The sequence below is a fragment of the Thiocapsa bogorovii genome, from assembly GCF_021228795.1.
In the GTDB taxonomy this organism is placed as follows: Bacteria; Pseudomonadota; Gammaproteobacteria; order Chromatiales; family Chromatiaceae; genus Thiocapsa; species Thiocapsa bogorovii.
Window position 1 is genome coordinate 4425183 of record NZ_CP089309.1, and the last position, 18489, is coordinate 4443671.

At 61.1% G+C, this 18489-nt stretch carries 15 protein-coding genes and 1 pseudogene; 14 read left to right on the top strand and 2 right to left on the bottom strand.

The window, feature by feature from the left end; translation table 11 throughout:
- Positions 1-17: 17 nt before the first annotated feature.
- Entirely contained in the window at positions 18-773 is a 756-nt protein-coding gene (locus tag LT988_RS19615; protein WP_232407196.1) for an IS4 family transposase, read from the bottom strand.
- Positions 659-1231 carry a hypothetical protein gene (locus LT988_RS19620; RefSeq protein ID WP_232407197.1) on the bottom strand — a complete coding sequence of 191 codons (573 nt, stop codon included), beginning with the start codon at positions 1229-1231 and terminating at the stop codon, positions 659-661. Before LT988_RS19620 ends, LT988_RS19615 begins: the two co-directional genes overlap by 115 nt.
- Positions 1232-1392: 161 nt before the next feature.
- On the opposite strand from LT988_RS19620, the gene LT988_RS19625 reads away from it, so the two are divergent.
- From LT988_RS19625 to LT988_RS19690, 14 genes and pseudogenes are all read left to right on the top strand, one after another.
- Positions 1393-1605: a hypothetical protein gene (locus LT988_RS19625; RefSeq protein ID WP_232407198.1), complete on the top strand. Its 213-nt coding sequence runs from the start codon at positions 1393-1395 to the stop codon at positions 1603-1605.
- Between the two features lie 836 nt (positions 1606-2441).
- Positions 2442-3740 carry an IS256 family transposase gene (locus tag LT988_RS19630; protein ID WP_232406689.1) on the top strand — a complete coding sequence of 433 codons (1299 nt, stop codon included), beginning with the start codon at positions 2442-2444 and terminating at the stop codon, positions 3738-3740.
- Positions 3741-3785: 45 nt separating this feature from the next.
- Positions 3786-4727 (top strand): transposase, encoded by a 942-nt coding sequence (locus LT988_RS19635; RefSeq protein ID WP_232407199.1) that lies wholly within the window; start codon positions 3786-3788, stop codon positions 4725-4727.
- 1100 nt (positions 4728-5827) lie between these two features.
- Positions 5828-7135, top strand: a complete 1308-nt coding sequence (gene ltrA / locus LT988_RS19640) for a group II intron reverse transcriptase/maturase (protein ID WP_232407200.1) — start codon at positions 5828-5830, stop codon at positions 7133-7135.
- A 566-nt stretch (positions 7136-7701) separates the two neighbouring features.
- Positions 7702-9120 (top strand): DUF1800 domain-containing protein, encoded by a 1419-nt coding sequence (locus LT988_RS19645; protein WP_232407201.1) that lies wholly within the window; start codon positions 7702-7704, stop codon positions 9118-9120.
- 16 nt (positions 9121-9136) lie between these two features.
- Positions 9137-9784, top strand: coding sequence for a DUF1501 domain-containing protein (locus tag LT988_RS19650; RefSeq protein ID WP_232407202.1), 648 nt, complete (start codon positions 9137-9139; stop codon positions 9782-9784).
- A 52-nt stretch (positions 9785-9836) separates the two neighbouring features.
- Complete coding sequence (locus LT988_RS19655) at positions 9837-10418, top strand: DUF1501 domain-containing protein (protein ID WP_232407203.1); 582 nt, start codon at positions 9837-9839, stop codon at positions 10416-10418.
- 232 nt (positions 10419-10650) lie between these two features.
- Positions 10651-10911 (top strand): antitoxin family protein, encoded by a 261-nt coding sequence (locus LT988_RS19660; protein ID WP_232407204.1) that lies wholly within the window; start codon positions 10651-10653, stop codon positions 10909-10911.
- On the top strand, positions 10911-11342 hold the full coding sequence (locus LT988_RS19665; RefSeq protein WP_232407205.1) for a type II toxin-antitoxin system VapC family toxin: 432 nt from the start codon (positions 10911-10913) through the stop codon (positions 11340-11342). Before LT988_RS19660 ends, LT988_RS19665 begins: the two co-directional genes overlap by 1 nt.
- Positions 11343-11480: 138 nt before the next feature.
- Positions 11481-12653, top strand: a complete 1173-nt coding sequence (locus LT988_RS19670) for a DUF1501 domain-containing protein (protein WP_232407206.1) — start codon at positions 11481-11483, stop codon at positions 12651-12653.
- Positions 12654-12838: 185 nt separating this feature from the next.
- A complete protein-coding gene (locus LT988_RS19675; protein ID WP_232407207.1) occupies positions 12839-14035 on the top strand; it encodes a hypothetical protein in 1197 nt (398 codons plus the stop codon).
- Between the two features lie 77 nt (positions 14036-14112).
- Positions 14113-15410, top strand: a pseudogene (locus tag LT988_RS19680) (IS256 family transposase).
- A 716-nt stretch (positions 15411-16126) separates the two neighbouring features.
- Entirely contained in the window at positions 16127-17152 is a 1026-nt protein-coding gene (locus tag LT988_RS19685) for a sulfotransferase (protein ID WP_232407208.1), read from the top strand.
- Positions 17152-18459 (top strand): lipopolysaccharide biosynthesis protein, encoded by a 1308-nt coding sequence (locus tag LT988_RS19690; RefSeq protein WP_232407209.1) that lies wholly within the window; start codon positions 17152-17154, stop codon positions 18457-18459. Before LT988_RS19685 ends, LT988_RS19690 begins: the two co-directional genes overlap by 1 nt.
- Positions 18460-18489: the final 30 nt, after the last annotated feature.

An 18489-nucleotide genomic window follows, 5' to 3' on the forward strand; every position in this document is an offset into this window, starting at 1 on the left:
GAGGTATCCCCACGAATTCATCCCCCACAAACCCCGTCGGCGAGCAGGGCGTCATGGTCGCTCGCAACCCATCGGTCCGGTGGCGCGATGGCCGTGAGCACCTCATCGAGCACATCGCGGGTACTGTCGAGGATGAGCAGCAGACGCGCGAGGAAGATCCGCGAGTAGACGCGACGCTTGCCGTTGCCCGGATGCAGCCGGCGGTGGATGCCGGCGCGCTCGGCCGCGGTACCGATCAGCCAGAGCAGGAACGCGGCCAGCGAGGCGATCAGCACCAACACCGTAAAGCGTTCTGTGCCGCGCGAGCGGCTACGCTCCAAGCCCTCTCCGAAGTGTAAGTTCTTCATGTCGCGAAAGCTTTGCTCGATTTGCATGCGCTGGGCGTAGAGGCGCACCAGCCGCTTGGCCGGCCACTCGGCGAAGCGGGTCGAGGCGACCAGCAGCCAGGGCTCTTTGGCGCTGCGGGCGTTTTGCGTGCTGGCCTTGGAGCGCGCTCGCCGCCCGAAGGTGGTCTTGCCGCGACGGCCCTTGGGCGGTCGACGCACCAAGGCGAAGACGGCGCGCAGCGGATTGCTGCGCACCCACTCGCCCTCGCCGAGCGCCGTCGGGGTGGCCGTCGCACGCGCGAAAAGCGTCTTGCAGCTGCTCCAGCGCGACTTCAGCCGCACGAAGTCGCGCCCGCGCACCCGTCCGACCCAGCGCCAGCCCAGGGCTTGCACCTCGCGATAGAAGGGAACTTTGAAGCCCGCGTCGGCGATGATGATCGGCGCCACCCCGGCGGCATCAGGGTGCTCAGGTGGCGCAGAAAGCGCGCGTGCACCGCCGCGTTGTTGAGTTTCTTCTGTGGGTGCACCTCCTCGTAGAGGGTCAGACTGCGTCCGCCCACCGGCAGCGATGCGCGCAACAAGTGCAGCGACTGGTCGGCCTTCAGATCCGACCAGTCGATCAGGATCAGCGGTTCGCGTACGCGCGCCAGCGTCACGCGGCACAAGGCCCGATAGATCGATTTGGCCTCCCGGCGCAGATGCCGATTGCCGAGCAGGCGATCGGCGCGCTTGATCTTGTGGCGCAGCCCGACGGCGCCTCCGAAGCGCCGCCCCACATCGGTCAGCGACAACGCCGGCCCGCTCACGCAGGCCGCCACCGCGGCGAAAAGTGTCGCCAAACGTGTGCGGTGAATCGCCTGCAGCAACGGATCGAGGCAGCGGTGTAAGATGGTTCCTGCATGCACGAGGGGTCTCCTGGCGGGTTTCGTCGCTTTCCAGGGACAACGACCTCTCGTGCATGTTCAATCCTGTGCAAAGAATGCGATTTAACGCACTGAAAAAGTCTACATTATTTTGGGGATACCTCAGGCTCTAACCCCTTTAATCTTGTAACCTTGAGGGCGCGATGATGCTGCAGACGATTGAAGTTGAGATTGACCGTGATGGCCAAATTCATCCGGTCGAGCCACTGCCTCGCCTACCGGCAGGTCGGGCATTGTTGACGTTGTTGCAGCCATCGACGGATGAGACGGCTTTGCTCGCGGAGGCGGCCCTAGCGGAAGATTGGCTCAAACCCGAGGAGGACGAGGCGTGGGCGTATTTGCAGCCGGACAAGTAACGATACTCCGCTTTCCGTTCTCTGATCTGAGCAGCAGCAAGCTCCGTCCAGCACTGCGTCTGGCCGATGTGGGGCGGGGTGATTGGGTTGCCTGCCAGATCACGAGCAACCCCTATGCTGACCCAATGGCGGTAGAAATTGGCGCTGCGGATTTCGCTAACGGTGGTCTACAGCGCACCAGTTATGTGCGGCCTGGCAAATTGTTTACGGCCCACGAGAGCTTGTTCGTGTCCACTGCGGCCACTGTGCGAATTGAGAAATTGCTAGAGGCGCGGGGTGCGGTCATTGTGCTCCTACAAGGTGGATCGTGACGTGGCGCTGGAGCGTTGCGAGGCGCTCCACGCTGCGGAGGCCGTGCGTCAACGCGTTCAAACCGCCGATCCGAACACCCGGCTGCGCTGGTCCGAATGGGTTTTCACGGCCACCGGTTTGGAGGCCGTTTTCGTGGAGAGCGTGCAATGGGAGACCTCGATCCTTGGGGCTGCACGATTCCGTGGTACGTCCCCTATTTCTCGCGCCGTTCTTAGCCCAAGGCAAAAGTCAAGACCTGATAAGCATCTAGCCGACCCCGCCCGTGGGCCTACAGTTAAGGTAGAGGAAAACACCAGAGCTGGAGACCCGGCAGGAGGAGTCGACGATGAAACTCTACGGCGGAATCGATCTGCATTCCAACAATAGCGTCGTGGCCCTTTTGGACGAAGAGGACCGCGTCGTGTATCGCAGAGCTATGCTCGATTCTGGTGTATGAGCGGGGACTGATAGAGCTTGAGCAGGCGGCGCACCGTTGCTGACAATGTGGTTGTCGAGACCCAAAGCAGCAACGAGAGAGGTGCGCCATGAGCGACGATACGAGTACGGGGGCCCGCCGTGCAAGAGGGGATCGGGGCGAGGTGCTGGCCGAGCTGGGCCTGCCGCTGGAGGAGCTGGTGCGCCGCGGGGCGCGCGACATCCTGCAGCGGGCCATCGAGGCGGAGGTGGAGCAGCTGCTCGAGGAGTTTGCCGGGGTGTCGCTGATGGACGGACGCCGGGCGGTGGTGCGCAACGGTTATCTGCCGGCGCGCGAGATCCTCACCACGGTGGGTCCGGTGGAGGTGCAGGTGCCCAAGGTACGCGACCGCTCCGGGGCCGGGGTGAAGTTCAACTCCGCGCTGGCCCCGCCGTACGTGCGCCGCAGTGCCCGGGTCGCCGCGGCGCTGCCGTGGCTCTATCTGAAGGGGATCTCCAGCGGCGACCTCGGGGAGGCGTTGGAGGTGCTGGTGGGAGAGGACGCCAAAGGGCTCTCCGCGGCGGCTCTGGGCCGGCTCAAGGCCGCGTGGGCCGAGGAGTACAAGGACTGGACCCAGCGCAGCCTCGAAGGCCGGCAGTACGCCTACTGGTGGGTCGACGGCATCTACACGACACTGCGCGAGAGCGACGATCCCAAGCTCTGCCTGCTGGTGATCATCGGGGTGCGGCCCGACGGCACCAAGGAGTGGGTCGCCATCGTCGACGGGTTGCGTGAATCCACCGAATCCTGGCTCGATGTGCTGCGCGATCTGAAGGCACGTGGTCTGCAGACGGGTCCGCGCTTGGCCGTCGGCGACGGGGCGCTGGGGTTCTGGGGTGCGCTTGAGCAGGTCTACCCCGAGACCGCGCATCAGCGCTGCTGGTTCCACAAGATGGGCAACGTGCTCAATGCCTTGCCCAAGTCGTTGCAAGGCAAGGCGAAGGCGGATCTGCAGGCGATCTGGATGGCGCCGACCCGCAAGCAGGCCGACCAAGCCTTTAAGCGCTTCATCAACCGCTATGGGGCCAAATATCCCAAGGCCACCGAGAAGCTCGAGAAGGACCGCGAGGCCCTGCTCGCCTTCTTCGCCTTCCCGGCCGAGCACTGGGTGCACCTGCGCACCACCAACCCCATCGAGTCGACCTTCGCCACCGTGCGCCATCGCACCGGCCGGACCAAGAACTGCGTCACCCGCGCGACCTTCCTCGGCCTGGCCTTCAAGATGAGCGAAGAGGCCGCCAAGACCTGGCGGCGCATCCGTGCCCCCGAGAAAGTGGCCGAACTGCTCGGCGGGACACGTTACGAAGACGGGATTCCGGTGTCCGACGACCCACCGGAGACCCAAGAGGAGCAACGGGAAGCCGCCTGATCAAACTCTGGCCCTATGGTCATACACCAGATTTGACAATAGCTCGTGTATCGCAAGCGGTTGGCGAACGACGCGGCGCTGGTGCTGGAATCCTTGGCACCGTATCGCGAAGCGATCACGGGCCTGGTTGTGGAGTCGACCTACAACTGGTACTGGCTGGTCGACGCCTTGGTGGATGCGGGCTATCGGGTGCACTTGGCCAACACCGCGGCGATCGTGCAGTACAGCGGGCTAAAGTACAGCGACGACGATTCCGACGCCGCCTGGCTGGCCAAGCTGCTGCGCCTGGGGCTGTTGTCGGAGGGCTCTATCGACCCCAAGGAACAGCGTGCCGTGCGCGATCTGCTGCGACGGCGCAGTCGCCTGGTCCAGCAGCATACGGCCAACGTCCTGGCGGTGCAGAACCTGTTCTCGCGCAACCGCGGGCGCTCGCCGAGTGCCAATGCGATCCGACGCCTGACGCCCGAGAGGGCAGGCGAGCTGCTGCCCGATGCGAATCTGGCTCCGGCGGTCCAAAGCACCCTGCTGGCCATGCGTGGCCAAGAGGCGGCGATCGATCTGTTGGAGCACGAGGCCTGCGCGCAGGTCAAAGGCCGGCCCGAGTACCGGCATCTGCTCGGCACCAGCGGCATCGGTCAGGTGCTGGGGTTGACGATCCTGTTGGAAACCGGACCGATCGAGCGCTTTGCCCGCGTCGGCAATTATGCCTCCTATAGCCGTCTCGTCGGCAGCGAGCGGCTCTCCAACGGCAAACGCAAGGGCCGGGGCAACACCAAGAGCGGCAACAAATATCTGGCCTGGGCCGATCTGGAGGCGGCCAACTTCGCGGTGCGCTACAGCCCCGCGATCAAGCGCTATTACCAGCGCAAGCGCGCCAAGACCAACGGCGTGGTCGCCATCAAGACGGTGGCGCACAAGCTGGGACGGGCCTGTTACTCCATGCTGCGCGAGGGGACCAACTTCGATGTCGATCGGGCCTTCGCCTGAAGGGCCATGGGCGATGCGCCGGTGAGCCAGGACACGGGGTTGGCGGACAGCCTCCAGACCTGATTGGCCGCCGGCACATCTCCCGCCGACATTCGTCAGGGAGCAACGCTTGTGACCGAGACGCCTCCGCCATCGAGCCAACACGGGGTTGGACGGTGCCGACATGGCACCGAGCCAGCGATCTGTGAATCCGCGGCCCGGCGGGGGCGGGTCGGGGGCGCCTGGATCTATTGGGATCCGCGCCCCCGACCCGCCCCCGCCTCCGTGGTCCACTTGGACCTTGGTGGGGCACCGACGATTTTCTGGGGCTCCTATGAGCCAGGGGCCGGGTGTCTACTCCCAACGGAGCAGCCCCACCGCCTTGATCGAGAAGGGTGACTGGCGCGGATCGGAGTGAATCCGCGACCGTTCAACGAGAACCGCGGGCGCGTTGGCGGTAGCAATGTCGCACTCCCCGACCGACATGAGCGTGCATAGGTGCGAGAAAAAAGGTCGTGCCATTGATCGGGGTCAGCTAAATGGTGACCCCGGCCTTCGTCGCTGCGCATGGCAAAAGTCAAGACCTGGGTGACCTGGCAATGGTTGCCCGCTGTGAGAGAGCCGCGCAAGCGGGAAGCTCTCCCGAGTAGGGCTTAGTCAGCCGCTCGGAAATGTACTGATCGAAAGGCATGAGCCGGACGGCCAGAGACATGAGGGACACGAGGTGAAGGGTGATGCCCTGAATCCGACACATAGCCCCGAGAAGAAATGATTTTGGGTGAGAGCCGATCCTGTCAGGTCGGGCGCAGGCCATGCGGGAGGTGCGTGATCGACGAGCACCAACCGTCCCCCCGGGGTCTCAGACGGCATCGAGTGTCACAACGGCGGCAATGAACCAGGCGAGCGACGATCAAGGGCTCTTGGAGAAACGCGCAATGCAGTACCCGAGTATGAGCGCCAATGTCACAAGAGGTGCTCAAATGGCCGCGTCGCGAGTGATGAGGACCGGTATGCCGCAACGGTTAGCGATGAAGAGGGGTAATGTCCTCCGAGCGAAGGTCCTCACGGTGGGTTGAGCGTCGAGGCGGAAACATTGTCACGATACAAGGCGTGAACAAACAGTGAGCACAGAGTCGAGACGTCTAGGCGAGAAGGCGCGCAATGATCCACGGCTGGTCTTCAGCAGTCTTCATCATCATGTCTGCGATGTGGATCACCTGCGCGCCTGCTTCGAAGCACTGCCCGCGGATCGGGCAGTGGGGATTGATGGCATCACGAAGGAGCGCTACGGAGCGAACCTGGAGGAGAATCTCGAGGCGCTCTCGAGCAGGCTGAGGAACATGGGCTACCGGCCGCAACCGAAGCGGCGCACCTATATTCCCAAGCCGGGAAGCGAGAAAGGGCGACCGCTGGCCATCAGCTGCTTTGAAGACAAGCTGGTCGAGCTGGCGATCAAACGGGTTCTGGAACCCATCTACGAGGTGCAGTTCGAGGACCGCAGCTACGGCTATCGGCCGGGGCGCAGTCAACACCGATGCCTGGACGATCTCGGGCGGACCATCCAGCAGCGCCGTATCAACTATATTGTCGAGGCTGATATTCGCAGCTTCTTCGACACGATTCCCCATGCCAAGCTCATGGCCGTGGTGGCTGAACGCATTGTCGATGGTCCCGTGTTGGGACTCATCCGGCAATGGCTGAAAGCCCCGGTCATTGAGGAAGACGAGCAAGGCAAGCGCCGTCCCACGGGCGGAAAAGGGAATCGACGGGGAACCCCACAGGGCGGCGTCGCCTCACCCCTGTTGGCAAACCTGTATCTGCATCTCCTGGACCGGATCTGGGTGCGGCACGACTTGGAGCGTCGACTCGGCGCACGGCTGGTGCGCTATGCCGACGATGCGGTGATCCTCTGTCGCCACGGCACCAAGAAGCCCATGGCCGTCTTTACGGCGGTCCTCGAGAAGTTGGACCTCACGCTCAACGTGCAGAAAACCCATGTGGTCGATGCGCGCGCCGACGGGTTCGACTTCCTGGGGTTTCGGATTGCCTGGCGAACGAGCCGTCGCAGCGGCAAGGGTTACCCGCACGTGGAGCCATCGAAACGGGCCGAGCAACGCATCAAGGACCGGGTCACGGAACTGACCGCGCGTCGCCGAACCCCGGTGGCGCTCAGGGACATGATCGGCGAGGTCAACCACGCCCTCAGGGGCTGGTCAGGCTACTTCCACTACCGCAACTGCTCAACGGTTCTTGGTCGGGTAAAAACGCATGCCGAGGAGCGGATGCGTACGCAACTGCGTCGCCGCCACAAGCTCCAGAGCCGGGCGCAAGGATATCTGCGCTTTCCCAATGCGCATGTCTACGACCACCTCGGATTGTTCAAGATCCCAACCACCGCAGGCTGGACATCGGCGCATGCCTCGGCGTGAAGCACATCGGAAAGCCGTGTACGGGAGAACCGTATGCACGGATTGATGAGGGAGGGCTGGTATCCTGTGTCTATGACTCGGCTATTGAGGCACCGCCAAACGAAAGGGGCGGCAACAGATAGGCCGGGTCTACGGGCGCAGGATGCCTGCTCTCTACTCTACCCGATGAGCCCCCGTCCCCTTTTATCCCGAGGTCGGAGCGGGCCCTGCTCGACCATTTGCACTGGCCGGGATAAAAATCGCGGAAAAGGGCTCTGACCCCTTTAATCTTGATGTCGACGGATTCGGCATGGGCCGCGGAGCGCCGGGGGCATACGTGACGACGCAGAGCGGGTGTCATGAGACTTTTAAGGCGTCACGAGACGTTGGAGGTGTTCGGTGGTCCCACGACTCGATGATGTCCAAGATCGTTTGCAATACAGGTCCGTTAATTGCTTTGGAGCGCGCCGGTGTACCGCATGATTGCGCTCGTCAAAGCTGAGCCGTCCAACCCCCTTCAACAGAGGCACAACCCCCTCTGCCATGGCGCAATACACCCCTTAAGGACGCCCGCCCGACCAATCAAAGTGAACGCGATAAGCCCCAAGCCCTCCACACAGATACCCTGGCTGCTCGCCGCCTGGATCGCGTTACCGCTCCCCGCAGCGGCCTTGAGCCCGGATGAAACCCGCCATCTCCTGGATCGGACGGCATTCGGCGCGCATCCCGAGATGCTCGCGGACTTCGCCCCGCTGGACCGCACCGGTGCCGTCGAGCGCATCCTGGCGGTCACTCCCGGCACGCCCCCGCGCCCGGCCTGGGTGGACGATCGACCGTTTCCGGACCGCACCCTCCTCGCCGATCTGCCGGAAACCGAGCGGCTTGCCGCGCGTCAGGCTCAGAACAAGCAACGTACCGAGCATCAACGCGCCCTGCAAGACGGCTGGATGCAGTGGATGCTCGTCACCGAGGCACCCCTCGTCGAGCGCATGACGCTCTTCTGGCACAACCACTTCACCTCCCAACTGCGCACCGTCAGCTCGCCCCAGCTCATGTGGCGCCAGCATGACTTGCTGCGCCGGCACGCGCTGGGAAACTACGCCGACCTCTTGCGGGCCATCGTCACCGACCCGGCCATGCTGATCTATCTCGACGGCCGACAAAACCGCAAGGACCGACCCAACGAGAACTTCGCCCGCGAGCTGCTCGAGCTGTTCACCCTGGGCGAAGGACACTACACCGAAGCCGATGTCAAAGCCGCCGCCCGCGCCCTGAGCGGATGGAAACTCCACCCGACGAGCGGCACCGCGCGCTTCGACCCGCGCCGGCACGACGACGGCGTCAAGACCTTCCTCGGCCGCACCGGACCCTGGGGCGCCGACGACATCGTCGCCATCCTGCTCGAGCAACCCCGCGCGGCCGATTGGGTGGTCGAGAAGCTCTGGATCGAGTTCATCTCCCCGCAACCGGATCCGGCTGAGGTGTCGCGCCTCGCCGCCGTGTTCCGCGACAGCGGCTACGAGATCCGGCCCCTGCTCCACGCCCTTCTGACCTCCGACGCCTTTTGGGCCGACGCGCATCGCGGCACCCTGATCAAATCGCCCATCGAGATCGTCGTCGGCACCGTCCGCCGTTTCGACCTCCCGGACCCGAATCCGCGGCGTCTGGTCACCCTCGGCACCGAAATGGGCCAAACCCTCTTCGAGCCACCCGACGTCAAAGGCTGGCCCGGCCAGACCGACTGGATCGACACCGACCGCCTGTTGGCGCGCGAGCGCTTCCTGCGCAGCATCACCCGCGATCTGGCCGACCGCAGCGCAGGCACCGGCCGCGCCTGGTCCGCGCTCGACGCAGCGACGGCGACGCACCTCCTCTGGCCGGTCTCCGATCCCGCGCCGGCAACCGCGGCAGCACCCCAACCGCCCGAGGATCCGCCGCACGCCGAGGCCGATACCCGCGTCGAGCTCATCGCCGCGATTCTCGATCCACGTTATCAGCTCAAGTGACGCACGGGAGAGCCTGATGCAACGTCGCGATGTCCTACGCCTGTCCGGTCTGAGCATAGCGCTCCCCACGGTGTCCATGGCCGCGCCGCCCATCGCATCCCCGCAACCGACCACGCCGCAGCCCAGCCGATCGCTCGTCCTGATCGAGCTCAAAGGCGGCAACGACGGACTCAATACCCTGATCCCCTACACCGATCCGGAGTACGCCCGCCTGCGCCCCAATCTCGCCATCGCCCCGACCCGCGTCCTCGACCTAAACGATCGCGTTGGCCTGCACCCCGCACTGCGCCCCTTGATGTCCGCCTGGGACGCCGGAGAGCTGGCCTGGATACAGGGCGTCGGCTATCCCCGGCCCAATCGCTCCCATTTTCGCTCCATGGACATCTGGGAGACCGGCTCGGCCAGCGACGAGGTGCTGGACCAAGGCTGGCTCGCCCGCGCACTCCCGATCCGCGCCCTCGGCGACCTGCCGGACATGGTCGTGCTCGGAGGCGACGACGGACCCGCGCGCGGCGGCGACCTGCGGATCATCACCCTGGCGTCCGCCGAACGGTTCGTCGACGACGCCCGGCGTCTTCAGCCGCTCGACGCACCGCCCGCTGACCGGACCCCGGCGCTCGACCATCTACTGAGCAAACGTTCAATAACAAGCGATCCATCTTAGCCCCTCTCCCCTCGCGGGAGAGGGGTTGGTGAGAGGGGGAGAATTAACCGGAATGGCTAAGTTATTCCTGAACCATGACCGAGCGTCAGAGCCGAAATTCAAGCTGCGGGCGCCGAGTTTCGCCGATCCATCGAGCCTCGACACCACGCCCACACCCTTCCCCAAGAACGCCATCGGCCGTCAACTCCAAGAAGCGGCACGCATGCTCCAAGCCGGCATGACCATCCCCGTCTTCAAGGTCCGGATCGGGAGCTTCGACGCCCACGCCAACCAACTCGTGCGCCACGAGCGCTTCCTGGCCCAGTTGGCCGACGCCCTGGCGGCCTTTTGCCAAACGCTCCGACACCGCGGACATTGGGATCGTGTGCTGGTGATGAACGACTCGGAATTCGGACTCCGGCCCGCCGAGAACGCCAGCGGCGGGACCGACCACGGCACGGCCGCGCCGCATCTCGTGCCGGGCGGGCGGGTCAAGGGCGGGCTCTATGGCGAGATGCCGAATCTCGGTAGACTAGTGCTGCAGTGCAGAGATTCCGAGACCGTCCGAGATCAATCACGTTGTCGTTGTCGATGGCCGATTACGACCACGACAACGACAACGAACGGTCTCGACACATCTGCCGTGCTGCACTAGACGAGGCCGATCTCAAGCCTACTGCCGACAACCGCCGCCTTGTCACCCCCGTGACAAAACGCCGGTGCACCGGCCCAACGGCAGGCCGTTGTTGCTTTTCAAGACTCCGGATTCCTCGCGGGGGACGTCGTCCAGTTTTGGCCGGATGTCGCATCAAGACCTGATTTCGTGTGTGCGAGGATCCGTGAAGTGGGAGAATGCCCCGTCCTGCCTTGAGACAAAAAGGTGAACCATGACTCAACATCTACGAGCGATTTACGAGGACGGGGTGTTCCGCCCGCTTGAACCGATCTGCCTCAAAGATCACCAAGAGGTCACGTTGGTATTGGAGATAACCGAATCGCTTCAGGGAAATGAAGCGGAATCACTCCCGATCTGGGAGTTTGCCGCCGAACTTGCGCGCGATGTTCCCGTTGAGGAGTGGAGCAACCTTCCATCAGACGGCGCGACGGAGCTCGATCACTATCTCTATGGATCGAAAAAAACCCGCTAATGCGAACCCTGTTTGCCGATACCTGTTACTGGATCGCCTTACTGAATCCCCGAGACCAGTTGCATGACCGCGCTGTTCGCGTCAGCCAGTTGCTCCGAGCGGCTCGAATCGTAACGACCGACGAGGTGCTCACAGAGTTTCTGAACTATTTTAGTGATCGCGGTATTTTGCTACGCCAAGCCGCAACCCGGATGGCTGCGCAGATGCAAGTCGACAGAAGGATTCACATCGAACCGCAATCCCGTGAGACTTTTGAGGCCGGCTTCAGATTCTTCCGCGCGAGACGCGATAAGGGCTACAGCCTGACAGACTGCATTTCCATGGATCGCATGCTGAAAATGCAAATCACCGAAGCGCTGACCAATGACGGGCATTTCAACCAAGAGGGTTTTTCCTGTCTGTTGCGCGAAGATGTGCAATGGGAAATCTGACTTTTAGCTCTGGGCTTAGTATCAAGACCCCGGCTCCACGCGAGGATCCCCCTCCCGCCGAAGCCGATGCCCCTGTCGACCCGATCGCGGCAATCCTCGATCCACGCCATCCGCGCAAGTGACCCACCGGAGAGCCTGATGCACCGTCGCGACGTCCTGCGCCTGGCCGGTCTGAGCATGGCACTCCCCACGGTGTCCATCGCCGCACCGCCCGTCGCATCTCCGCAACCAACCGCGCCGCATCCCACCCGATCGCTCGTCCTGCTCGAGCTCAAAGGCGGCAACGACGGACTCAATACCCTGATCCCCTACGCGGATCCGCAATACGCCCGCCTGCGCCCCACCCTCGCCATCGCCCCGGCCCGCGTCATCGACCTGAACGATCGCCTTGGCCTGCACCCCGCACTGCGCCCCGTGATGCCCGCCTGGGACGCCGGAGAGCTCGCCTGGATACAGGGCGTCGGCTATCCCCGGCCGAATCGCTCCCATTTTCGCTCCATCGACATCTGGGAGACCGGCTCGGACAGCGACGAGGTGCTCGAGCAAGGCTGGCTCGCTCGCGCACTGCCGATCCGCGCCCCCGGCGATCTGCCGGACGTGGTCGTGCTCGGAGGCGACGACGGACCCGCACGCGGCGGCGACCTGCGGATCATCACCCTGGCCTCCGCCGAGCGCTTCGTCGACGACGCCCGGCGCCTTCAGCCGCTCGACGCAACACCCGCGCACCTGACCCCGGCGCTCGACCATCTGCTCACCGTCAGAGCCGCGACCCAAGCCGCGGGCGCCGAGTTTCGCCGATCCATCGAGCGCCTCGACACCACGCCCACACCCTTCCCCAAAAGCCCCATCGGCCGTCAGCTCCAAGAGGCGGCGCGCATGCTCCAAGCCGGCATGGCCATCCCTGTCGTCAAGGTCCAGATCGGGAGCTTCGACACCCACGCCAACCAACTCAAGCGCCAGGAGCGCCTCTTGGCCCAGTTGGCCGACGCCCTGGCGGCCTTTCGCCAAACACTCCGACACACCGGACATTGGGATCGGGTCCTGGTGATGAGCTACTCGGAATTCGGACGCCGACCCGACGAGAACGCCAGCGGCGGGACCGATCACGGCACCGCCGCACCGCATCTCGTGCTGGGCGGGAGGGTCAAGGGCGGACTCTATGGCGAGATGCCGGATTTGAACGCACTGGAGAAGTCAGTCCTCCGGAATACTGTCGACTATCGGCAACTCTATGACACGGTTGCCGCGCGATGGTGGGATAATTTGCCAGCGAGTACCGGGATGACATCTCGAGACAAAACGTGGCTATAAGTAATGATCGCCGACGAGCGTCGATCATGCTTCTAGAACATGAATTCAAGGTTAGCGATGAGCGTACTCCCATCGTGAAAGAACAGGTGTTGTTCGGTTCGACGCACCAACACTTAAGCGCCGCCCGCTAATGCCGTAGTAATAAACTTTACCCTTATCTATTCAAAGCAATACCTGCTAGCGCTATGAACTTACAACAGCATCATATCGGAACAATCGTTGTCGGCAGTGTCATTTTGACAAGTCTAGCCGTTGTCGTCGCAAGCATACCCGTGTTCATAAAACACGATTGGTCCGCTGCGATGTTGACATGGACTGGTATCGCATTGCTATTGGTGGTGGCGATCCCGGCGTTCCGGAGTTCTCCATATGAGGCATTCCAGCCCCTTACTTTCATTTTATTGTCCGTAATGATCGGGGTGACATTAAAAATCCCCCTCGTATTTCTAAGCCAGGATGATGAGCTTCTTTACCATCTTCTGCTCGGTTATTCGCCAGATATCCTATTCCGTGGCCTTTTTGTTATGATCATCGGTTTGTCGATGCTCACAATCGGTTATCTTATTCGGATAAAACCCATAGCAACCACTCGGCTCCGTTTTTTTTCAAGCCAGATTTCTGGTAACACATGGTTTTTACTGATCGGGTTGTTAATTCTTACGGTCTCAGTGTTCGCGATCATTGAATTCGTAAAAAACTTCGATTTCTCTCTTGCCGATGCGGATGTCGCTGAGCTTTCCGCGAAAAGATTCCAAACTGTCGAGGGTGGAGAATATCGAACGGCTTATGGTTATCTCCGTTGGGCCGTTTCATTAACACCTCTGCTATTCACGATCGCGTACGCGTTTTATCTGCAATCGGTAAATATCAGTAAACAAATTTTTGCCGTCGTCGCATTCCTCGCTGCGATGGTCACCGTTGGGTTTGCGGTCTTTACGAGCAGTCGGAGCGAGGTCGCTGATCTGGCTATAATGGCGATCATATTAATCTATTACCTAAAAAAGAGCGTTCCGCTTAAACAGGTCATAACTTATCTGCTTCTCGCATTTCTGATTCTAAGTCTGATCACCGTCTTAAGATCCACACGAAGCATTGAAAGCATCGAGTCACTAAGTCTTTCTGAGTCACTAATCACGATGACGGTTGGTGGTCGACACTTCATCGATCTAGGTAAGACGAGCCTTATTATTGAAAGTGTGCCAGACAGGATACCCTATCAATATGGCACCACGATGGTTTCTTGGATTGTCGCGCCAATTCCTCGTGTGTTGTGGCCGGATAAACCCGCCCTCGGAGGTGGAAAGTTAGTTGGCAAAGAAATCTATGGGCTTGAGGAAGCGGGAGTGAGCTATGCTCGATTCTGGTGTATGAGCGGGGACTGATAGAGCTTGAGCAGGCGGCGCACCGTTGCTGACAATGTGGTTGTCGAGACCCAAAGCAGCAACGAGAGAGGTGCGCCATGAGCGACGATACGAGTACGGGGGCCCGCCGTGCAAGAGGGGATCGGGGCGAGGTGCTGGCCGAGCTGGGCCTGCCGCTGGAGGAGCTGGTGCGCCGCGGGGCGCGCGACATCCTGCAGCGGGCCATCGAGGCGGAGGTGGAGCAGCTGCTCGAGGAGTTTGCCGGGGTGTCGCTGATGGACGGACGCCGGGCGGTGGTGCGCAACGGTTATCTGCCGGCGCGCGAGATCCTCACCACGGTGGGTCCGGTGGAGGTGCAGGTGCCCAAGGTACGCGACCGCTCCGGGGCCGGGGTGAAGTTCAACTCCGCGCTGGCCCCGCCGTACGTGCGCCGCAGTGCCGGGTCGCCGCGGCGCTGCCGTGGCTCTATCTGAAGGGGATCTCCAGCGGCGACCTCGGGGAGGCGTTGGAGGTGCTGGTGGGAGAGGACGCCAAAGGGCTCTCCGCGGCGGCTCTGGGCCGGCTCAAGGCCGCGTGGGCCGAGGAGTACAAGGACTGGACCCAGCGCAGCCTCGAAGGCCGGCAGTACGCCTACTGGTGGGTCGACGGCATCTACACGACACTGCGCGAGAGCGACGATCCCAAGCTCTGCCTGCTGGTGATCATCGGGGTGCGGCCCGACGGCACCAAGGAGTGGGTCGCCATCGTCGACGGGTTGCGTGAATCCACCGAATCCTGGCTCGATGTGCTGCGCGATCTGAAGGCACGTGGTCTGCAGACGGGTCCGCGCTTGGCCGTCGGCGACGGGGCGCTGGGGTTCTGGGGTGCGCTTGAGCAGGTCTACCCCGAGACCGCGCATCAGCGCTGCTGGTTCCACAAGATGGGCAACGTGCTCAATGCCTTGCCCAAGTCGTTGCAAGGCAAGGCGAAGGCGGATCTGCAGGCGATCTGGATGGCGCCGACCCGCAAGCAGGCCGACCAAGCCTTTAAGCGCTTCATCAACCGCTATGGGGCCAAATATCCCAAGGCCACCGAGAAGCTCGAGAAGGACCGCGAGGCCCTGCTCGCCTTCTTCGCCTTCCCGGCCGAGCACTGGGTGCACCTGCGCACCACCAACCCCATCGAGTCGACCTTCGCCACCGTGCGCCATCGCACCGGCCGGACCAAGAACTGCGTCACCCGCGCGACCTTCCTCGGCCTGGCCTTCAAGATGAGCGAAGAGGCCGCCAAGACCTGGCGGCGCATCCGTGCCCCCGAGAAAGTGGCCGAACTGCTCGGCGGGACACGTTACGAAGACGGGATTCCGGTGTCCGACGACCCACCGGAGACCCAAGAGGAGCAACGGGAAGCCGCCTGATCAAACTCTGGCCCTATGGTCATACACCAGATTTGACAATAGCTCAGCGGGAGTGCCTACGGGGTTCATCGCCGATTTGTTTATGAATTTTCACCTTCCTGGTGTTTTCTTTGGTATGTTACTATACGGAATCTTACTACGTTTTTTTTATGACTCCATTCGGCCGCTCCTTCTTTCCCGAAACCCCATTGGTGTCGCCTTTTACGCGATAACGGTGATCCCGCTATCGTTTGGTTTGCTTTCGAGCGATTTGAGTAAATTTATAATAAGCTATCTAATGGTTATTCTGCCTTTTGCTTTAATGGTGTTTCTTCTGAGTAGACGCTTTCGCTTTGGGGTCCGTAAAGTATCCACCAAGATTTAACCAACCATTAGGTGCAAGGGCCTTGATCATCGTTTCGCACAAAACCTAGTAAGAGGTAGGGCATCACAACGCATGGCGTTGCGAATCACAATGTTACGGCCGGATACCAGCCGGGAATCCCGCAGGTGGGCCAAACGATGATCAAGGCCGCCACTCCTTACCGGCTCGGGACTTGCACCCGGTGGGTCGCAAAAAGGAGTTTCCGATTTGCTTATCCGTTCGCTATCTTCCTCTCCTTCCAGACTTTGCCTGGCGCAACGAAACGATGATCAAGGCCCACAAGCCCAAGCAAGAACTTTATAGGTTTGGCAATCTTTTATTTCGATATCCAACGTTAAAACCCGCCTTTTAGGTGCGCAGCTTTCATCTGGGCTGTCTGCAGGGCATCGGTAGCCGCGACGTCGGCCCCCGTTCCGGAGTGGTCTCGGTCTGGTCGGTCACTAAAACGCCCGGGCATGTTTTAATCAGAAATGGAGTGAAACCAATGAGAGTTGGTTTGAGTGCGACAGTTTTTGATAACGGAATCGTCAACGCGCCAGAGGGTGCGCCGCACTTCCTTATCGTCGGGGCCTGTAAATCTGGCACGACGTCTCTTTATGATGATTTGGCTGCTCACCCGGATGCGGCACTGCCGACCGAGAAAGAGCCCGATATACTCCATCAGGCTACCTCCCCGGAAGAAGCGCTGGGGCTTTGGCGAAAACATTTCGGTAGAATAGGTCGTGATAAGATCCGAGGCGAAGCATCAACGACCTATACGATGGCCCCGGATTGTGCTGATGTATCGGATCTCGCGCGTGCCGCGCTAGGGCCAGAGGCGCGGATTATTTACATCATGCGTGACCCGATTCATCGGATCGAAAGTCATCTCGCCCATGACTTCGCCGCTAAGCGCTTGGAACGCCCGGAGTTCGACCGTACGGCGCTGGATATCGGACGTTATGTTGCGTGTAGCGATTACGCCCGGCAGATTAAACCCTGGATCAACGCATTCGAGCGGCGGAATGTGCTTCCGGTCATCTTCGAGGACTACGTTCGCGCGAGGTATGATTGTGCTCGCTCTGTGGCCTCTTTCGTGGGTCTGGACCCAACTCGTCTTCCGGCACGGAGTGCTGTTTCCAATCCGCGCGATAGCCGACGCGCACCAAAGACGTCTCCGCTCGGCCGGTTCGTGAGTGGCAGGTTTTACCGTCAACGGCTTCGCTGGATGTTTCCCGACGTGTTACGCCAAGCCGCAAAAGTCGTTTTGATCAAAAAGCGAGAAATCCCGCCTGTGAGGCTGGCGCCAGAGACACGAATTGAACTCGCGAGACGGTTGGCTCACGTACCCGACGGTCTCAGACAGTTAGGGATAGAACCAGGCGACTGGTGCGGGTGATGAGTCTGCTGTTATCAGGTCGAGATTGGTCCCTCTACGGCGTACGCGGAGCGATCGTTGCTGTGAACTCCTTATCGCTGCTGGTAATTGCAGCGGTTATGAACCTAGCCGACTTTGGGCATTTTGTTTTTTTGTGGGTGATTGCAGTCACCCTCGGCGCAGTTGGATCGCTCGGTGGACAGCTATATATAATGCGAGAGACCTCAGCTCTACAATCTGATCCAGCCCGTGGTGTATCGGCAGTCGAAGCCATCCAGATCGTTTTCTTATGGCCAGCAGCAATGCTTGGTCTCATCGCGATTTCGACTATACTGGCCGGGCCTTTATTTCTGCCGTTCGTTGGCTACGAGGCGCCACGGCCAACCGAGGTTTTCCTGGTGGTGGCAGTTGGCTTGACCCTGAACTTGATCGGTCATGCTGCAACCCCGCTTCGCATCGACGATCGCTTGACAGTCTCGATGTTGGTACGCGACGGCGGGCCGCAATTGATCCTACTGACCGCTGCCCTGCTGGCCACCCTCCTCGCGCGACCACATCCCGTGGTGATCTTTGGGTTTTTTCTTGTGCTTTCGTTATTCGTCCTTGCGCTACTCGCGATGACTAGCATCAAGCGTGCATTTTCGCGTCGACAACTTCTCCGTGTATCGGGAAGTGCGCGTGCCCTTGGCTTACGCAGCTTCTGGGGAACATCCGTTCTGGGCAACTTAAATGCACAAGTAGACATCCTGCTCGGAGGCCTGTTCTTGAGCAATGCCGATCTAGGCGCATACCAAATCCTCAAGCGCTTGGCGAATCTTGCTAGCCTGCCGCAAATCGTCGCAAATTGGACCGTGCTGGTCGGCGTTGGACGGGCCTGCGCATCATCTGACGTGATGATGGTTCAAAGACTCTGCCGGCGTGCCGCGACGCTGACATTACTTCCGGGAATTACACTTGCCAGCGTATTGCTACTCTCTCTACCTGCTTTTCTTTGGTTTTTCGAGATCGAGAACGAACAGGGAATATGGCTGGTCTTCTCTGTAATTCTCGCGGGGTCAGTGGTCAATATCATCTGTGGCGCGAACTTTACGGTCGCAGCGCAATGTCGGTTGGAACATATTGCGCTTCGCGCACGCCTGATTGGCGTTATGTTTGCGGCGGCGATGATACTTATCCATGGTGCTGCATTGTCTGCAATTAACCTGGCGGTTGCTGCGTTCATAGCACTTTCAATCCCAAATTTGCTTCTCTGGCTGTATTTGCGACGCAAACTATCGATCGATACCTCTCTTATATGTCTTCTGCGTTCCGAACGCCATATGAGTTGATCGCCATGATCCACACTTCAGATGGATGAG